This window comes from Candidatus Nitrosopelagicus brevis (assembly GCF_000812185.1).
GTDB classification, from domain to species: Archaea; Thermoproteota; Nitrososphaeria; order Nitrososphaerales; family Nitrosopumilaceae; genus Nitrosopelagicus; species Nitrosopelagicus brevis.
Genome location: NZ_CP007026.1, coordinates 230,871 through 246,295 on the forward strand (window position 1 = coordinate 230,871; position 15,425 = coordinate 246,295).

Here is a 15,425-nt window from a genome sequence, read left to right on the forward strand (position 1 = left end):
TTTATCATTTTATCGACATGGTACTTTTCATAGATTGCCAAATTGCTGGAATTTCTGGTGATATGATATTGTCATCATTAGTCGATATTGGAGCCAATAAATCTAAGATAATTGATGGTATCAAAGAATCTGCAAATTTCTTAGAAGGTTCAACAATCAAAAAATTAGATTTTACTAAAGTGCAGAAAAAAGGCAAGTCTGCCACTCAATTAGTTTTAGAACTTGACGAAAATATACATGAACGAAAAGGAACTGAAATTAAAAATTGCATTCAATTATCTTGTGAAAAACTTGAATTATCTGATTCAGCAAAAGAATTTGCAGAAAATTCAATTAACACTCTCATAAATGCAGAATCTAATGTTCACGGAGAAAATGAATCCTCTGTACATTTTCATGAAGCATCAAGTATTGATACTGTTGTTGACATAGTTGGAACCGCAATAGCATTAGATGATCTAAACCTATTTGATGAAGAAATCTCTTGTTCACATGTAGCAATTGGAGGAGGAACTGTATCATTTTCTCATGGAGTAACTTCTAATCCTGCATATGCAATAACTGAAATTTTTAAAAATTCTAACATAGTTGTTACAGGAGGTCCTGTAACTGAGGAGCTTACAACTCCTACTGGAGCAAGTATTTTGGTAAATTTAGCTTCCTCATGTAAAGAATTCTTTGTTGATATGAGTATAGATTCAGTTGGATATGGTGCTGGAACAAAAGACTTTGATGGTTTTGCAAACGTATTAAAAATAATTCAAGGAAAGTCAAATGAAACTCTTGAAAGAGATTCGGTAAAAATACTAGAAACAAATCTTGATGATGTTTCTGGTGAGGTGATTGCAAATACAATAGAGAAATTGATGGAAAATGGTGCAAAAGATGTTACTGTAACACAAGCAATTACGAAAAAAGGAAGACCAACTCAATTAATTTCTGTAATATGTAGTTCACAAAATACTAATTCTTTACTAAATATTCTAATTAGTGAAACAAGAACTTTAGGCGTTAGAATTAGAACTTCAGAACGTTATATTGTTCCAAGAAAAATTCTTGAATCAGATGTAACGCTTGAAAATCAGAAATTTACCATACATTACAAAATCTCTGACTCAGATCATTTCAAACTAGAATTCGAGGATGTAAAATCTATATCAAATGCATTAAATATTTCATTTAATAAAACTGAAGAATTACTAAAGGAACAGATAAAGAAAAAAAATGACTAGTCTTATTGAATTACTAAATTGGTTTGATGATAAAGATAAGGTACTTGTATCATTATCTGGTGGTGTAGATAGTGCACTTGTAGCATACGCTGCAAATAAAAAATTAGGTAAAAATGCAATTGCTGTGACTGCTGATTACAAAACTTTATCATCTGAAGAACTAGATTCTGCAAAGTCAGTTGCTCATGAGATTGGTATCACTCATTCTATCATTGAGTATAGTGAACTAGAAAATGAAAATTTTGTCAAAAATGATAATAAGAGATGTTTTTACTGTCGTGATGAATTATCTACTGAACTGATTAAACTTTCAGATTCTCTTAAAATTAATACAATTGTGGATGGAACTCAAAGTGATGATATGGGAGATTATAGACCTGGAATTGATGCATTACACAGAAATGGAATTCGTAGTCCTTTATTGGAAGTGAAATTCACAAAAGAAAATGTCAGAAAAATTGCAAAAAATGTAGGTCTTTCAATATATGACAAACCATCTAATTCGTGTCTTGCTTCAAGAATTCCTTGGGGACAAAGAGTAACTGCTGAAAAATTAGCAAGAATTGAATTATCTGAAAAAATAATTAAACAAAAAATTGGAGTTCAACAAGTTCGTGTAAGGGACATTAACGGATTAGCAAGAATTGAAGTTGAATTGGATAAACTAACTTTATTGGATGATGTAAAAACTAAAAATGAAATTTTTTCGAAACTAAAAATGATTGGTTTTTCTAAAGTTGAAATTAATCCTAATGGATATGTTTCAGGAAGCCTGAATGTAATTCTTGAAAATTAAACTCTTGGCATAATGCTTAGTCTTGACTTTGCAGATACTGCAATTATTGAAACAATTGCTACTGCTAAGACAATCATGGCTATTGTGCCGAATTCTGGAACAACATGTGTACCTACAATTTCGATATCGGTTGTTGTTGCATCAAATGGAATCATTAGTTTGTTTCCCATTTGGTGTGCATCATCACTTTCTTCACCGTTAACTAGAACGAAGAATGAACCATCGTTAAATGGCGTGATGATATCTTCTGAAAGTGTAATGGTTAATTCACCATCATCTTCAGCCATGTGGATTGAGACTAGTAAAGAATCATCACCTGTTGCAGTAATACTTTCAACCATTCCTCCACTAATGTTGTAGTCGAGTTGTTTGGTTAAGTCAGCTGCTTCATGATGTCCTTCTTCATGACCACTGTGGCTTGGTGCTTGTTTTACAAGTCCACCTTCTAAGGTTACAACAATTACATCGTTGATGCCTGCATCACCGTATGTTGCTTTAATTTTGTATTCGCCGTCATATTTCATCAAAGGACTTGCAGTGTTGACACTCAATGAGAAACTTCCGTCTGAAGAAGGTGTAATTTGTTCGATTGTTACAACTCCTGTGGCTCCTGTTACAATTACTGTTACAGGTGTTCCATCTCTCATGTTTCCAACTTGACCATTAATCTCAATTGTAGAGTTATGATCAAAGTTTACACCATTAGACTCTATTTGAAGAGGTATTGGTGTATCGGCTGCAAAAGCCTGTGATGCGGCTCCCATACTTCCTACTGCCATTACGGCCATCAAAAGTACGATAGATTGAACGTTCATCTTGCAAATTGTTTTTTATGCTGATTATTTATGTATATTCGAACTTTTATCTATGAACTACATTTTTGGAATGAAAATTTGCTTATTCTTTGCTGAAATAATGATAATTGACGTAATTGCTAATATCAAAACCAATCCTGCAACAGTTCCAAATTCTGGAATTACAAATGTACCAATGATCTCAATCTCTTCAGAACCATATGAGAATGGAATTGTTAAAGTCCAAAAATCACCAACTGATGATGCTTTATGATTTGTTTCATCTCCGTCAACTAGAACAAAGAATCCATTTTCATCAGTATCTATGACATCTTTTGGAAGTGTAATTGTTAGTTCTCCATCACAATCTGTTTTGATTGCTATGATCATTGATTTCATTTCAGTATCTGGTGTCATACTTTGAATTTCTGCACAAGTTAATTCATAATCTAAAGAATGATCTTCTATCATGATTGTTTGTGACATCTTTTCATTTTCTTCCATTGCAAATTCAGGTGTAGCTTGTACACCTGCAGACATCATACCTCCGTATTCAAATTGAACTTGTGTTGAGTTCTCACCATAATTTACCATTATTGTATAAGTTCCAGTTTCTTTCCAAAGTCCACCTATTGATGTTGAAATAGTTTTAGAAAAACTTCCATCAGTATCAACCGTAATTTGATCTACATTAACCATATTTCCAACTGGACTTACAACTCGAATCAATGCCTCAACTCCTTCTAATCTAATATCTACAAGTCCAAAAACTTCAATTGGTTCTCCGGCTGCATAGGATTCTTTTTCAGTTGTAACTGTCAAGACTTGGTTTGATTGAGCAATTGATTCTCCTCCAAGAAATGGTAATAATATCAAACTAGCAATTACTAGAATAGAAACCTCTTTTGATTTCACAATTCTAGACTCTTTGGATCATATTTAACCAGTTTGTGTAAAAAAAACCAATTAGAATAGAAAATTTTTGAAATTTCTGAAAAATTTCTAATTAAATATATATTGCGCTCATAGAGAATTTGTTCAGTTTGTATCAATTCTTCTTTTCAGTAACTAGTGTTATGCATGGGGGATTGAATTAGATGGCAACCAAGAAAAACCCAATTTTAGTACCAGATCACGTTTATGTCCCAAAACATGAAATCATGACAAAAAAAGATGCTCAAAAAGTTTTAGACGAATTTAATTGTAAACCAACAGAATTACCATTAATCTTTGTAACCGATCCTGCAATTCTTGGACTTGGAGTAAAACCAGGTGACATGATAAGAATTACAAGAAAAAGTGGAACTGCAGGTGAAAGTACCTATTATCGATACGTGGTGGAAACTTAATGGCAGAAAATTATAATCAACGTTGGCCTGTCATTCAAGACATACTTCGAAGAGAAGGAATTGCACGACAACATCTTACTTCTTTTGATGAATTTTTAGATAATGGATTACAAAGTATTATTCAAGAAGTAGGACAAATTGAAATTGAAAATGCAGAATATCCTTACAAAATCCAACTTGGAAAAATAAAACTTCAACAACCAAGAATGATGGAATTAGACGGTTCTATTACTCATGTAACTCCTGCTGAGGCAAGACTAAGAAACATTTCATATGTTGCACCAATCATGATGGAAGCAAGTGTTGTTGAAGATGGTAAAACTCTAGAAACTCGTTTTGTTCACATTGGTGACATGCCAGTAATGGTAAAGTCACATGCATGTATTCTAAATACATTCACTGATCAAAAATTAATTGATCATCAAGAAGATCCTCGTGACCCTGGTGGATATTTCATCATTAATGGTTCTGAAAGAGTTGTGGTTGGATTAGAAGATCTTTCTTACAATAAAATTATTGTTGATGCAGAAAAAGTTGGAGGAAAAATAGTTCACAAAGCTAAAGTTTATTCTTCAATTATTGGTTACCGTGCAAAATTAGAATTAATTATGAAAGATGATGGAATGATTGTTGCAAAAATTCCTGGTTCTCCTGTAGACATTCCAGTTGTAACTTTAATGCGTGCACTCGGATTGGAATCTGACAAAGACATTGCAGGTGCAGTATCACTTGTTGATGAAATACAAGATCATTTGGAAGGCTCATTTGAAAAAGCAGGTGATGTCCCAACTTCAAAAGACGCAATTGTTTACATCAGTAAAAGAATTGCACCAGGAATGTTAGAAGAATTTCAAATTAAAAGAGCTGAAACACTTCTTGATTGGGGTTTGTTACCTCACTTGGGCAAACATCCAGAAAATAGAAAAGAAAAAGCTCACTTTATGGGTGAAGCAGCATGTAAATTATTAGAACTAAAGCTAGGATGGATTGATCCAGATGACAAAGATCATTATGGAAACAAAGTTATCAAGTTCGCAGGTCAAATGCTTGCTGATTTGTTTAGAACTGCATTCCGTAATTTAGTTAGAGACATGAAGTATCAACTAGAACGCTCTGGTCAAAAACGTGGAATAAATGCAGTTGCTGCAGCCATACGACCTGGAATTGTTTCAGATAAACTAAACAATGCAATTGCCACTGGAAACTGGGGACGAGGACGTGTAGGAGTTACACAATTACTTGACAGAACTAATTATCTCTCAACTATCAGTCATTTGAGACGAGTACAATCTCCTCTAAGTAGAACTCAACCAAACTTTGAAGCAAGAGATCTACATTCCACACACTTTGGTAGAATCTGTCCAAGTGAAACTCCTGAAGGCTCAAACTGTGGTTTGGTAAAGAACTTGGCATTATCTGCAATTATATCTCAAAATGTTCCATCTGAAGAAATTGTCGAGAAATTATTTGATATTGGTGTATCTGATTTAGTATCTACATCTAATGATGTTAAGAAAGATGGTACCAGAGTATTCGTTGATGGAAAATTAATTGGATTCCACAAAGACGGACAAAATCTAGTAGATCAAATGCGTGAGTTTAGAAGAACTTCAAAAATACATCCACATGTTGGAATATCTATACACAAGCCTGAAGAAGAAGGTGCTACTCAAAGATTATACGTAAATTGTAATGCTGGTCGTGTACTAAGACCACTTGTAATAATTAAAGACGGTAAAACTCTACTTTCAAATGACATTCTTGAGAAAATATCCAAGAAACTAATCTCTTGGAATGATCTTGTTCGAATGGGAGTAATTGAATTACTAGATGCAAATGAAGAAGAAAATTGTTATGTAACATTTGATGATAAAAATACAAAAAAATTCACTCATATGGAAATTTTCCCATCTGCAATTCTTGGTGCTGGTGCATCAATCATTCCTTATCCTGAACATAATCAATCTCCAAGAAATACTTACGAATCAGCCATGGCAAAACAAAGTCTTGGATTTTCAACTCCTATGATGAATACTAGTACTTACGTTAGACAACATTTCATGCTATACCCACAAACACCAATTGTTTCTACACGTGCAATGAATTTACTTGGAATGGAAGAAAGACCTGCAGGAGTAAATTGTACTGTTGCAGTATTACCGTTTGATGGTTATAACATTGAAGATGCAATTGTATTGAATCGTTCATCTGTAGACAGAGGTTTATTCCGAACTTTCTTTTACAGAATTTATGATACTGAAGCCAAACAATATCCTGGTGGAATGAGAGACAACTTTGAGGTTCCAAACGCAGACGATAATGTCCGTGGTTACAAAGGAGAAAAAGCATACAGAATGTTAGAAGATGATGGAATTGTAGCAACTGAATCTGGAGTTGACGGTGGTGATATTTTAATTGGAAAAACTAGTCCTCCGAGATTTATGGAAGAGTATAAAGAATTTGAAACAAGTGGTCCATACAGACGTGATACATCTGTTGGTGTAAGACCTTCTGAACATGGTGTTGTTGATACTGTTGTAATGACTCAATCTAATGAAGGTGGAAAAATGTACAAAATCCGTGTACGTGATATGAGAATTCCAGAAATCGGTGATAAATTTGCATCAAGACATGGGCAAAAAGGTGTGCTTGGAATTTTAGCAAAACAAGAAGATCTACCATACACTGAACAAGGAATTCAACCTGATGTTTTGATTAATCCACATGCATTCCCATCTAGAATGACTGTTGGAATGATGATGGAATCTGTTTGTGGAAAAGCTGCCGCACTTAGAGGAAAACAATTTGATGGTTCTGCATTTGTTGGAGAAAAAATGGATATTGTAAAAGAAATTCTTGATAAACAAGGTTTCAAGTATTCTGGTAAAGAAAAAATGTATGACGGTAGAACCGGTAAAGCATTTGAAGTTGATACTTTCATTGGAGTTGTATATTATCAAAAACTTCATCATATGGTTTCAGATAAAATCCATGCTAGAGCAAGAGGTCAAGTCCAGATGCTTACTAAACAACCAACTGAAGGTCGTGCTCGTGGTGGTGGTTTAAGATTTGGTGAAATGGAACGTGACTGTTTAATTGCATATGGTGCATCAATGCTTCTAAAAGATAGATTGTTGGATGAATCTGATAAAACTGACATTTTACTATGTGAAAAATGTGGATTAACCGGTTATCATGATGCAAGAAAAAGAAAATTTGTCTGTGCACAATGTGGTGAGAATGCACCTATATCATCTGTATCCGTTGCATATGCTTTCAAACTACTTTTACAAGAAATTCTAAGTCTTAACATCGCACCGAGATTGAAACTAAAGGAGAGAGTATAATGTCTGTTACATCTACAAAATCAATTGAAGGAATAACATTTGCAGTCTGGTCTCCTCAGGAAATTAGAAAATATTCTGTTGTTGAAATTACACAGCCTGAAACATATGACGAAGATGGTATGGCTGTACAAGGAGGTCTAATGGATGGTAGATTAGGAGTTTTAGAACCTGGACAAAAATGTCTTACTGACGGTAATACTGCTGCTAGAAGCCCTGGACATTTCGGTCACATTGAATTAGCAGAGCCTGTTTTACACATTGCATTTGTTGACAATATCTACAAATTACTACAATCAACATGTCGTACTTGTGGAAGAATCAAGATGTCTCCTGAAGATATCAAAGAATTTTCTAAAATTAAAGAACGTCAAGCATCATACACTGTTTTGTCTCAAAAAAGAATTCCAGATCAAATTCAAGAAAAGGCTAAAAAACAAAAGGATTGTCCTCACTGTGGAAAATCTCAATACGAATTAATTTTCACAAAACCAACAACATTTGTAGAAAAAACAGAGATTGGTGAAAACAGATTACTACCTATTACAATTAGAGAAAGATTATCAATAATTCCTGATGAAGATCTTGCATTATTGGGATATGATCCTAAGACTGCACGTCCAGAATGGTTTGTTTTACAAGCATTACCTGTACCTCCTGTAACTGTTAGACCTTCAATTATTCTAGAAACTGGAATTCGCTCTGAAGATGATCTTACTCACAAATTAGTTGACATTATTCGTGTTAATCAAAGACTAAAGGAAAGTAAAGAAGCTGGAACTCCTCCACTAATTGTACAGGACTTGGTTGATCTTTTACAATATCACGTTACAACCTATTTTGATAATGAAGTTAGTGGAATTCCACAAGCCCATCATCGTTCTGGACGTCCACTCAAAACATTAACTCAAAGATTAAAAGGAAAAGAAGGACGATTTAGAGGTTCATTATCTGGAAAACGTGTTGACTTTTCAAGTAGAACTGTTATCTCTCCAGATCCAAACTTAGATTTATCTGAAGTTGGCGTTCCTGAAACTGTAGCCAAAAAATTAACCATTCCTGAAATTGTAACTGATTGGAATATTGAAAAATTAAAAAAATTGGTAATCAACGGTCCATCTACTTTCCCTGGTGTGAATTACATTACACGTCCTGATGGTGTAAAAATTAGACTTGACTTTGTTGAAGACCGTTCATTAATTGCTGATTCCCTAGAAATTGGATTCTTGGTTGAAAGACATCTAATGGATGGTGATATTGTATTGTTCAACAGACAACCATCACTTCACCAAATGTCTATCATGGCACATTATGTTAGAGTATTACCTGGAAAAACTTTCAGACTACATCCATCTGTTTGTCCTCCTTACAATGCTGACTTTGATGGTGATGAAATGAATCTTCATGTTCCACAAAGTGAAGAAGCACGTTCTGAAGCAATTTTACTAATGAGAGTTCAAGATCAATTAATTTCTCCAAGATTTGGAGGTCCAATTATTGGTGGTCTTCGTGACTTTATCACTGGTGCATACCTCATGACAAAAGACGGAACAACTCTATCTAGTCAAGAGTTTGCAAATCTTGCAATGCTTGGAGGATTTACAGGACAACTACCAGAACCTGAAAACAAGAAAGAAAATCTCTATACTGGAAAACAATTATTCTCAATATTCCTTCCTGAAGATTTCAATTATGTAATGACATCAAAGTGGTCTAAAGGTACTAAAGGAAAAGAAAAAGATGTTGTAATCAAAAATGGCCAACTAATCAGTGGTGTAATTGATAAATCATCAATTGGTGCTGAAGAACCAGAAAGTGTACTACATAGAATTGCAAAAGATTATGGTAATGAAAAAGCAAAAATTTTCTTAAACTCTGAATTAATTGTTATCAAACAATTCATCACTCATTATGGATTTAGTTATGGATATGGTGACTTGGAAGTTCCTGAAAAAGATCGTGAAGGAATCAGTTCTGACATAAATCAAACATATGATGAAGTTTTAGATTTGATTAGTCAAGAAAAGAAAGGAACACTAAAGGCAACAAGAGGAATGACTACTCAAGAAACTCTTGAAGCATACATTGTAAATAATTTGGGTAAACTAAGGGACAGAGCTGCCACTGCTGCAAATCTCTCACTTGATGATGATAATGCGGGTAAAATTATGGCAACTACTGGCGCTAGAGGTTCATCATTAAACGTAGGACAAATGGCTGGCGCCTTGGGTCAACAAGCAAGAAGAGGTAACCGTCTTAACAAAGGCTACAATAATCGAGTTTTAACTCATTTCGAAGAGCATGAAAATGATCCTGACGCTCATGGATTTGTAAAATCAAATTATCGTGATGGTTTATCGACTCTAGAATTTTTCTTCCACGCTATGGGTGGTAGAGAAGGTCTTGTAGATACTGCTGTAAGAACACAGCAAAGTGGATACATGCAAAGAAGACTGATCAATGCTTTAGAACATATTAAACTTGAATATGACGGAACCGTTAGAGATCCACACGGTCACATCATTCAATTCTTGTATGGTGAAGATGGAATTGATGTAGCAAAAAGTGATCATGGTGAAGCATTTAACGTTGATAGATTAATTGAATCTGAAAGTATTGTTGATTCTGGAAAAGCCGCAACAAAGGACGAAATTGCACCAATTATCAAAAAATACACTAGTGAATTTAATCCTCGTTTAACAAACGCTGTAAGTAATTCATTAGAAAATTCAAAATTAAGTAAACAAGGTGTTGAGAAAGTAGCTAAGAAAGGATTATCTTTATACAATAACGCAAAGGCAGAACCTGGTCAAGCTGTAGGAATTGTAACTGCTCAGTCTATTGGTGAACCTGGAACTCAGATGACTTTGAGAACATTCCACTTTGCAGGAATTGCAGAGAGAAACGTTACCTTAGGTCTTCCAAGATTAATTGAATTGGTAGATGCAAGAAAGAAACCTGTCACTCCAACAATGGATATTTACTTGTCTGGTGATGCAAAAACCGATCAAGCAAAAACTGTCGAAGTTGCTCGAAATATTCTACAAACCACTGTTAATGATCTAATCCTTGATGCTGATACTGATTATAAAACAAAAATCACACTCAACCTAAATGAAAGAAAACTAACTGACCGTGGTTGTACTTTAGATGATGTCAAAGCAGCACTAGAATCTAATAAAAAATTCAAAATGGAAGATAATGGAATTAATTCAGTTGTTCTTAACTTAGTTGATGAGGAAGCTGACGCTCCTGCTGTCATTGTAGTAAGAAACAAGGTGCTAAAAACAACCGTAAAGGGTGTTCCTGACATTGCACGTGTTACAATTGTCAAAAAGAATGATGAATATGTTATTCAAACAACCGGTTCTAATCTTTCTAAAGTATTGGAAGTTGAAGGAATTGATAAAAATAATGTTAGAACAAACAACGTTTCTGAAATTGCTGAAACACTTGGAATAGAGGCTGCAAGAAATGCTTTGATTAATGAATTAAGTAATACACTAGAGGATCAAGGTCTGGAAGTTGACCAAAGATATCTAATGTTGGTATCTGATTTAATGTGTCATCGTGGATATATGCAACAAATTGGACGTCATGGAATTGCAGGTACTAAAGACAGTGTATTGGCACGTGCTGCATTTGAAATCACCGTGCCAACAATTGCAGGAGCTGCAAGAACCGGTGAAACTGAACAACTAAGAGGAATAACAGAAAATGTTATTGTTGGAAGCCAAATTCCAATTGGTAGTGGAACTGTTGATTTGTACATGCAAGTTGCAAAGAAACGTGGTTCTGACAAATCCTAAAAAATATTAAGCTATAATTTTCAATAAAATCATGTTAGAAACATGGGTTGAAAAAATTAAAACTAACGATCCAAAACAAGTAGCATCATTATATCATGCTGATGGATTACTATTAGGAACATTTTCTGATATAGAAAGAAAAGGATATGATCTAATTTTGGAATACTTTGAAAATTTACTGAAAGCAAAAGTTGATGTTGAAATTGTTACACAACACAAGCATGAAACTGAATCTCTAATAGCAAATTCTGGTCTATACAATTTCATTGTAGATGGAAAAACTGTAAATGCAAGATTTTCATTCGTTTTCATAAAAACTGATGGCGACTGGAAAATTCTATCACATCATTCCTCAGTTCTACCTGAAAGTCACTAAGACTTTTAATCATAGTAAACTTTTGAAAAATATTGGTTAAGAAAGATCCTAATTACAAAAAACCACAAGACCCAAAAAGTTTTGGAGCGTTTCTAAAGAAGAGAGCACCAATATATCTTGGATTACTTGGTCTATTCTTCATATTTGCATACCCTGCACTAACTGAAAACAATCTTAATTCAATACTTGATGATTCATTTCAAGGAAATGAAAGAATTGCTGTAGATATGGTAAAGTTTTATTCTGGACCAAATAATACTGGCATAACAACTTTTGAAGTAATTGAAGAAAAAATTAATGAAAAATATGAAGGTATCAAAATATTTGATGATGAAAATACAACTGCAACATTTTTCGTTGAATACATCCCACCATTTCTAGAGGCAAAGAATGAGTTTACTCACCAGGTAATTTTCACGTTCAATACAGAGGGTAATCAACCAATAATTTACAACTGGTTTGTTAATATTGAAAATGGAGAAATCTCTCCAATCGATGATGATACAAAAAATATACAACAAACCGTTGATTATTATGACTAATTTCTTTAGGTATTAATTATCACTAATTTATGATATTTTATGAAAACACGATTAGGCTGTTCATTTGAGATTGATTTTGCTCATACACTAAGAGGTCATCCAAAATGTGGAAAACCTCATGGCCATACATCTAGAATAATTGTTGAAGTTCAAGGTGATGTAAAGAAAGGTGGGTCATATGAGGAAAACATGGTTATAGAATTTGATAAAATGAAAAAATTATGTTGGGAAACAATTGAACAATTAGATCATAGAAATCTAAATGAACTCTTTGATTTTCCAACATCCGAAAATATTACCGAATGGATTTTTGACAATCTAAAAGACAAAGTTCCATTACATTCTGTAAAATTCTTTGAAGGAACAAACAAGTATTGTGAAATTACATCTGACTAGAATTATTTAATTAAAATTTCTGTAGAAACTGTCTCTGTTAATGGAATTGCTCCTTTAATTGAATTCCATACAAATCTATCAACTGTATATTTTCCAGTTTCTTGAACTGTCCATGAAACAGACATACCAAGTTCTTGAGATGGAATAACTTGACCAGTTACCCATGATAAAGATATGACATTATTGTTTTCATTTTTTATTTGCACAATATATGTAAATTCTTGGGTATAATCTAGAGTATTCCTAATTTTAGAAAAAATCATCCCTGTTTTTCCTATATCTAATTCTTCAATTAATTTTCCATCTTGTGATAAAATCTCTGATTCAGACAAGGATAATCTTTCTGTTGAAGGGAGATTTGAAATGATTTTTTCTTGAGCTAAAACATCTAATTCATCATTTGTATTGTAAGGTTTTGGTAATGTCCTATCTACATACTTTGCAGTAATTTGTGAATCTGGAAGTGCATATAGACGACTTCCACTAGATTGATCATCTTTTGTAAATGAGATAATTCCTTCAAAAATTCCTGAATCTTCTGTTGTTTCAGAAATTTCTAAATTAATCCCTGCACTATCATCTTCAGAAAATACTTCAATGTTTACTGTATCGATACTTTCGGGATTCAAGTTCATATCCCTTTCAAATAATTTAATTTTTGCAAATTTTTCAGTTACATCTGTTATCCGTAAATCTCCTTCATTCCATTCTATTTTTGCAGATTCAGATAGAATTACTCCATCTGCAAACTCAAATGAAACTGTTATTCCTGAATCTTCATCATTTTGAAGATATCCCCCGTTTGGTCCTCCTCCTAATGTTCTTGGATTTGTATCATTCACGCCATCTCCATCGACATCATGAAGAAATCCTGTTAGAATAATTTCTCCTGTAAAAATTCCGCTCGTTGGATCTGTTTCGTATAGTTTGTACTCTTCTAATCTATGATCCTTTGTGTAAACATCAACTGAATAATTTGGATCACCTCCAATACTATCAATTAGATTCATTCCTGTGTTCCAGCTCGGAGCAATAATTGTGATTTCCACTTTTTCAGTCCAACTGTAAACTGGTTTATTAAAAAAGATAGGCGCATATGGTTTGTCATAGTCTGGAATTTCTTCAGCAAACGCGAATTGTGCTATTGGCACTAAAAATAATATTAAAAAAATTTGTTTTAGCATACATCTGCTATGTTTTAATATTATTTATACGACAACAGATTTCATATTGAAAAAATCTGAATTAAGAAAATTAATCTCTGATTATTCATTACTAAAAATCAAATCAAAAAAACATAATGTGACTAATAAATTAAAGCAAATAGAGCATAGGTACTTTCATGAAACTGGAAGAAATATCATTGATGATATGTCTTAAGTCAAGTCTCCATCTTTGAGTTTTTTAAGCTCTAAAATTCTTAAACACTCCTCAAGCTCTTCTGGAAGATGATCATTAATTGGCCGTTCACAATTCTTGCAAATTGTTCCTTCCATATCTGAATCTGGTTTTGCCATCATGGTTTATCGCCAGTCCTTCTTAACAGATTCACATTTAGGACATTTAAGTCCGTTAGTCTCTTCACCGCATTTTTTACATTTTGATGAGTATCCTATTACATCATTTTTGCCAGTTTTTGTATATTTGAAAATTAAAATGAAAGTGACTAAAATGCCAATTGCTGCGGCAGCAACCCATAGTAACATACTATACGTAAGATCTAATTCAATTAAAAACTAACTGAAAAATTCGTGAATATGTTTTATTTTTTTAGAATTTCCTTGAGTCGCCTTCTAATAATCCGGGACCTATGTGTAGTTTGTCTATATGACTAGAAAGTTCATCTTTGTCCTTGAATTTTGATTCACAGTAGGGACACGCATATTCTTCCATACCTTACGTTACTCTTCATAGGATAAAAGGGACACCATTATTTTTCATCCTTTTGGAATATCGTCTTCAGAGCTAAATCTTGATTCAACAGCCTCCGCTTTCACGGATAATTCTTTGGTATCGCCAAGTTTTTGGTATGTCAATTTTTCCAATGTTTCTATTATTGTTCTTGCTGCTCTATATTGTGGAATTCTAGGTTCTAGTAATTCTCCATAAAGTCCAATTCCATTTATTCCATTTAATTTTGCATATCCTAGTATTAATCCATTAAATCCTGTGATCACTGATTCAGTTGGTGTAGTTTCTATTCCCAATTTTCTAACTAATTTCAATATATCTTGTGATGTAGTTGTAACATATGTTGTAGGACTTTTTCCAAAGGATCTTGATGTATGATATCCTCCTACAGTGTAAATGAATTTTGCGTCATATCTTTTTGCAACATTTATCACATCTTGACATAACTCATTCAATTCCTCATTTTCTTGAGGCTGACCTCTACCTCCACCAAATACAATGATGTCTTTACCAAATCTATATTCCCATTTTTCTTCAGGAATTTCGATGTATCCGCCTTTATCATATACGTATGGTGGTCTAGATGACGTTGCATGTCTAAATGATGCAGTACCCAAACTTTTGTTGATGTGATTTACAACAATACTTCCAACATTTCCCATATCCTGCATTGCTGCTATGATTAATGGTTTGTTTACATCAGGTTTTCGAATATCTTCAAAATGCATACCACTTTGTGAAATTTGTTGTTTAAAACATGTTTGGTACTAGAAATCAAATTGTTAGCACTATTTTGAAATTATAGCACTAGTTAAATATCATTAACACGAACTAAGTGTATAGTTACAATCGTCCGAAGGTTCATCACCTGCGAAC

The 15,425-nt window shown here is 33.5% G+C and carries 14 protein-coding genes; 8 read left to right on the plus strand and 6 right to left on the minus strand.

Annotated elements, in window-relative coordinates:
* Positions 1-17: 17 nt before the first annotated feature.
* Positions 18-1,232, plus strand: coding sequence for a nickel pincer cofactor biosynthesis protein LarC (gene larC / locus T478_RS01325; RefSeq protein WP_048104571.1), 1,215 nt, complete (start codon positions 18-20; stop codon positions 1,230-1,232).
* A complete protein-coding gene (gene larE, locus T478_RS01330) occupies positions 1,225-2,028 on the plus strand; it encodes an ATP-dependent sacrificial sulfur transferase LarE (protein ID WP_048104573.1) in 804 nt (267 codons plus the stop codon). The genes larC and larE overlap by 8 nt, the downstream gene beginning before the upstream one ends.
* Here the strand turns inward: larE and T478_RS01335 are convergent.
* Together T478_RS01335 and T478_RS01340 are read right to left on the minus strand one after the other, a co-directional pair.
* The gene (locus T478_RS01335) at positions 2,025-2,843 is read right to left on the minus strand and encodes a PEFG-CTERM sorting domain-containing protein (protein ID WP_082008714.1); all 819 of its coding nucleotides are present in this window, start codon (positions 2,841-2,843) and stop codon (positions 2,025-2,027) included. The genes larE and T478_RS01335 overlap by 4 nt on opposite strands.
* A gap of 57 nt (positions 2,844-2,900) precedes the next feature.
* The gene (locus tag T478_RS01340) at positions 2,901-3,737 is read right to left on the minus strand and encodes a PEFG-CTERM sorting domain-containing protein (RefSeq protein ID WP_052433827.1); all 837 of its coding nucleotides are present in this window, start codon (positions 3,735-3,737) and stop codon (positions 2,901-2,903) included.
* A gap of 182 nt (positions 3,738-3,919) precedes the next feature.
* Here T478_RS01340 and T478_RS01345 point away from each other — a divergent pair, with 182 nt between their 5' ends.
* From T478_RS01345 to T478_RS01370, 6 genes are read left to right on the plus strand one after another with little or no spacing between them, the layout of a single operon-like run.
* Positions 3,920-4,171: a DNA-directed RNA polymerase subunit H gene (locus T478_RS01345; RefSeq protein WP_048104576.1), complete on the plus strand. Its 252-nt coding sequence runs from the start codon at positions 3,920-3,922 to the stop codon at positions 4,169-4,171.
* The gene (locus T478_RS01350; RefSeq protein WP_048104578.1) at positions 4,171-7,518 is read left to right on the plus strand and encodes a DNA-directed RNA polymerase subunit B; all 3,348 of its coding nucleotides are present in this window, start codon (positions 4,171-4,173) and stop codon (positions 7,516-7,518) included. Before T478_RS01345 ends, T478_RS01350 begins: the two co-directional genes overlap by 1 nt.
* The gene (locus T478_RS01355; RefSeq protein ID WP_048104579.1) at positions 7,518-11,324 is read left to right on the plus strand and encodes a DNA-directed RNA polymerase subunit A'; all 3,807 of its coding nucleotides are present in this window, start codon (positions 7,518-7,520) and stop codon (positions 11,322-11,324) included. The genes T478_RS01350 and T478_RS01355 overlap by 1 nt, the downstream gene beginning before the upstream one ends.
* A 31-nt stretch (positions 11,325-11,355) precedes the next feature.
* The gene (locus tag T478_RS01360; protein ID WP_048104582.1) at positions 11,356-11,700 is read left to right on the plus strand and encodes an SgcJ/EcaC family oxidoreductase; all 345 of its coding nucleotides are present in this window, start codon (positions 11,356-11,358) and stop codon (positions 11,698-11,700) included.
* Positions 11,701-11,732: 32 nt separating this feature from the next.
* Positions 11,733-12,242: a hypothetical protein gene (locus tag T478_RS07320; RefSeq protein ID WP_052433829.1), complete on the plus strand. Its 510-nt coding sequence runs from the start codon at positions 11,733-11,735 to the stop codon at positions 12,240-12,242.
* A gap of 39 nt (positions 12,243-12,281) precedes the next feature.
* A complete protein-coding gene (locus tag T478_RS01370; RefSeq protein WP_048104585.1) occupies positions 12,282-12,638 on the plus strand; it encodes a 6-pyruvoyl trahydropterin synthase family protein in 357 nt (118 codons plus the stop codon).
* 2 nt (positions 12,639-12,640) lie between these two features.
* On the opposite strand, the gene T478_RS01375 is transcribed toward T478_RS01370, so the two are convergent.
* From T478_RS01375 to T478_RS01385, 4 genes are all read right to left on the minus strand, one after another.
* Positions 12,641-13,789, minus strand: coding sequence for a hypothetical protein (locus tag T478_RS01375; RefSeq protein WP_238573618.1), 1,149 nt, complete (start codon positions 13,787-13,789; stop codon positions 12,641-12,643).
* Between the two features lie 225 nt (positions 13,790-14,014).
* On the minus strand, positions 14,015-14,155 hold the full coding sequence (locus T478_RS07610) for a hypothetical protein (protein ID WP_160271562.1): 141 nt from the start codon (positions 14,153-14,155) through the stop codon (positions 14,015-14,017).
* A gap of 6 nt (positions 14,156-14,161) precedes the next feature.
* The gene (locus T478_RS01380; RefSeq protein WP_048104592.1) at positions 14,162-14,344 is read right to left on the minus strand and encodes a membrane protein; all 183 of its coding nucleotides are present in this window, start codon (positions 14,342-14,344) and stop codon (positions 14,162-14,164) included.
* Positions 14,345-14,575: 231 nt separating this feature from the next.
* The gene (locus T478_RS01385; protein ID WP_048104594.1) at positions 14,576-15,277 is read right to left on the minus strand and encodes a PAC2 family protein; all 702 of its coding nucleotides are present in this window, start codon (positions 15,275-15,277) and stop codon (positions 14,576-14,578) included.
* Positions 15,278-15,425 lie beyond the last annotated feature (148 nt).

Coding starts and splice junctions, on each gene's coding strand:
- larC (WP_048104571.1), top strand. CDS start 18: ATGGTACTTTTCATAGATTGCCAAATTGCTGGAATTTCTGGTGATATG.
- larE (WP_048104573.1), top strand. CDS start 1,225: ATGACTAGTCTTATTGAATTACTAAATTGGTTTGATGATAAAGATAAG.
- T478_RS01335 (WP_082008714.1), bottom strand. CDS start 2,843: ATGAACGTTCAATCTATCGTACTTTTGATGGCCGTAATGGCAGTAGGA.
- T478_RS01345 (WP_048104576.1), top strand. CDS start 3,920: ATGGCAACCAAGAAAAACCCAATTTTAGTACCAGATCACGTTTATGTC.
- T478_RS01350 (WP_048104578.1), top strand. CDS start 4,171: ATGGCAGAAAATTATAATCAACGTTGGCCTGTCATTCAAGACATACTT.
- T478_RS01355 (WP_048104579.1), top strand. CDS start 7,518: ATGTCTGTTACATCTACAAAATCAATTGAAGGAATAACATTTGCAGTC.
- T478_RS01360 (WP_048104582.1), top strand. CDS start 11,356: ATGTTAGAAACATGGGTTGAAAAAATTAAAACTAACGATCCAAAACAA.
- T478_RS01370 (WP_048104585.1), top strand. CDS start 12,282: ATGAAAACACGATTAGGCTGTTCATTTGAGATTGATTTTGCTCATACA.
- T478_RS07610 (WP_160271562.1), bottom strand. CDS start 14,155: ATGGCAAAACCAGATTCAGATATGGAAGGAACAATTTGCAAGAATTGT.
- T478_RS01380 (WP_048104592.1), bottom strand. CDS start 14,344: ATGTTACTATGGGTTGCTGCCGCAGCAATTGGCATTTTAGTCACTTTC.
- T478_RS01385 (WP_048104594.1), bottom strand. CDS start 15,277: ATGCATTTTGAAGATATTCGAAAACCTGATGTAAACAAACCATTAATC.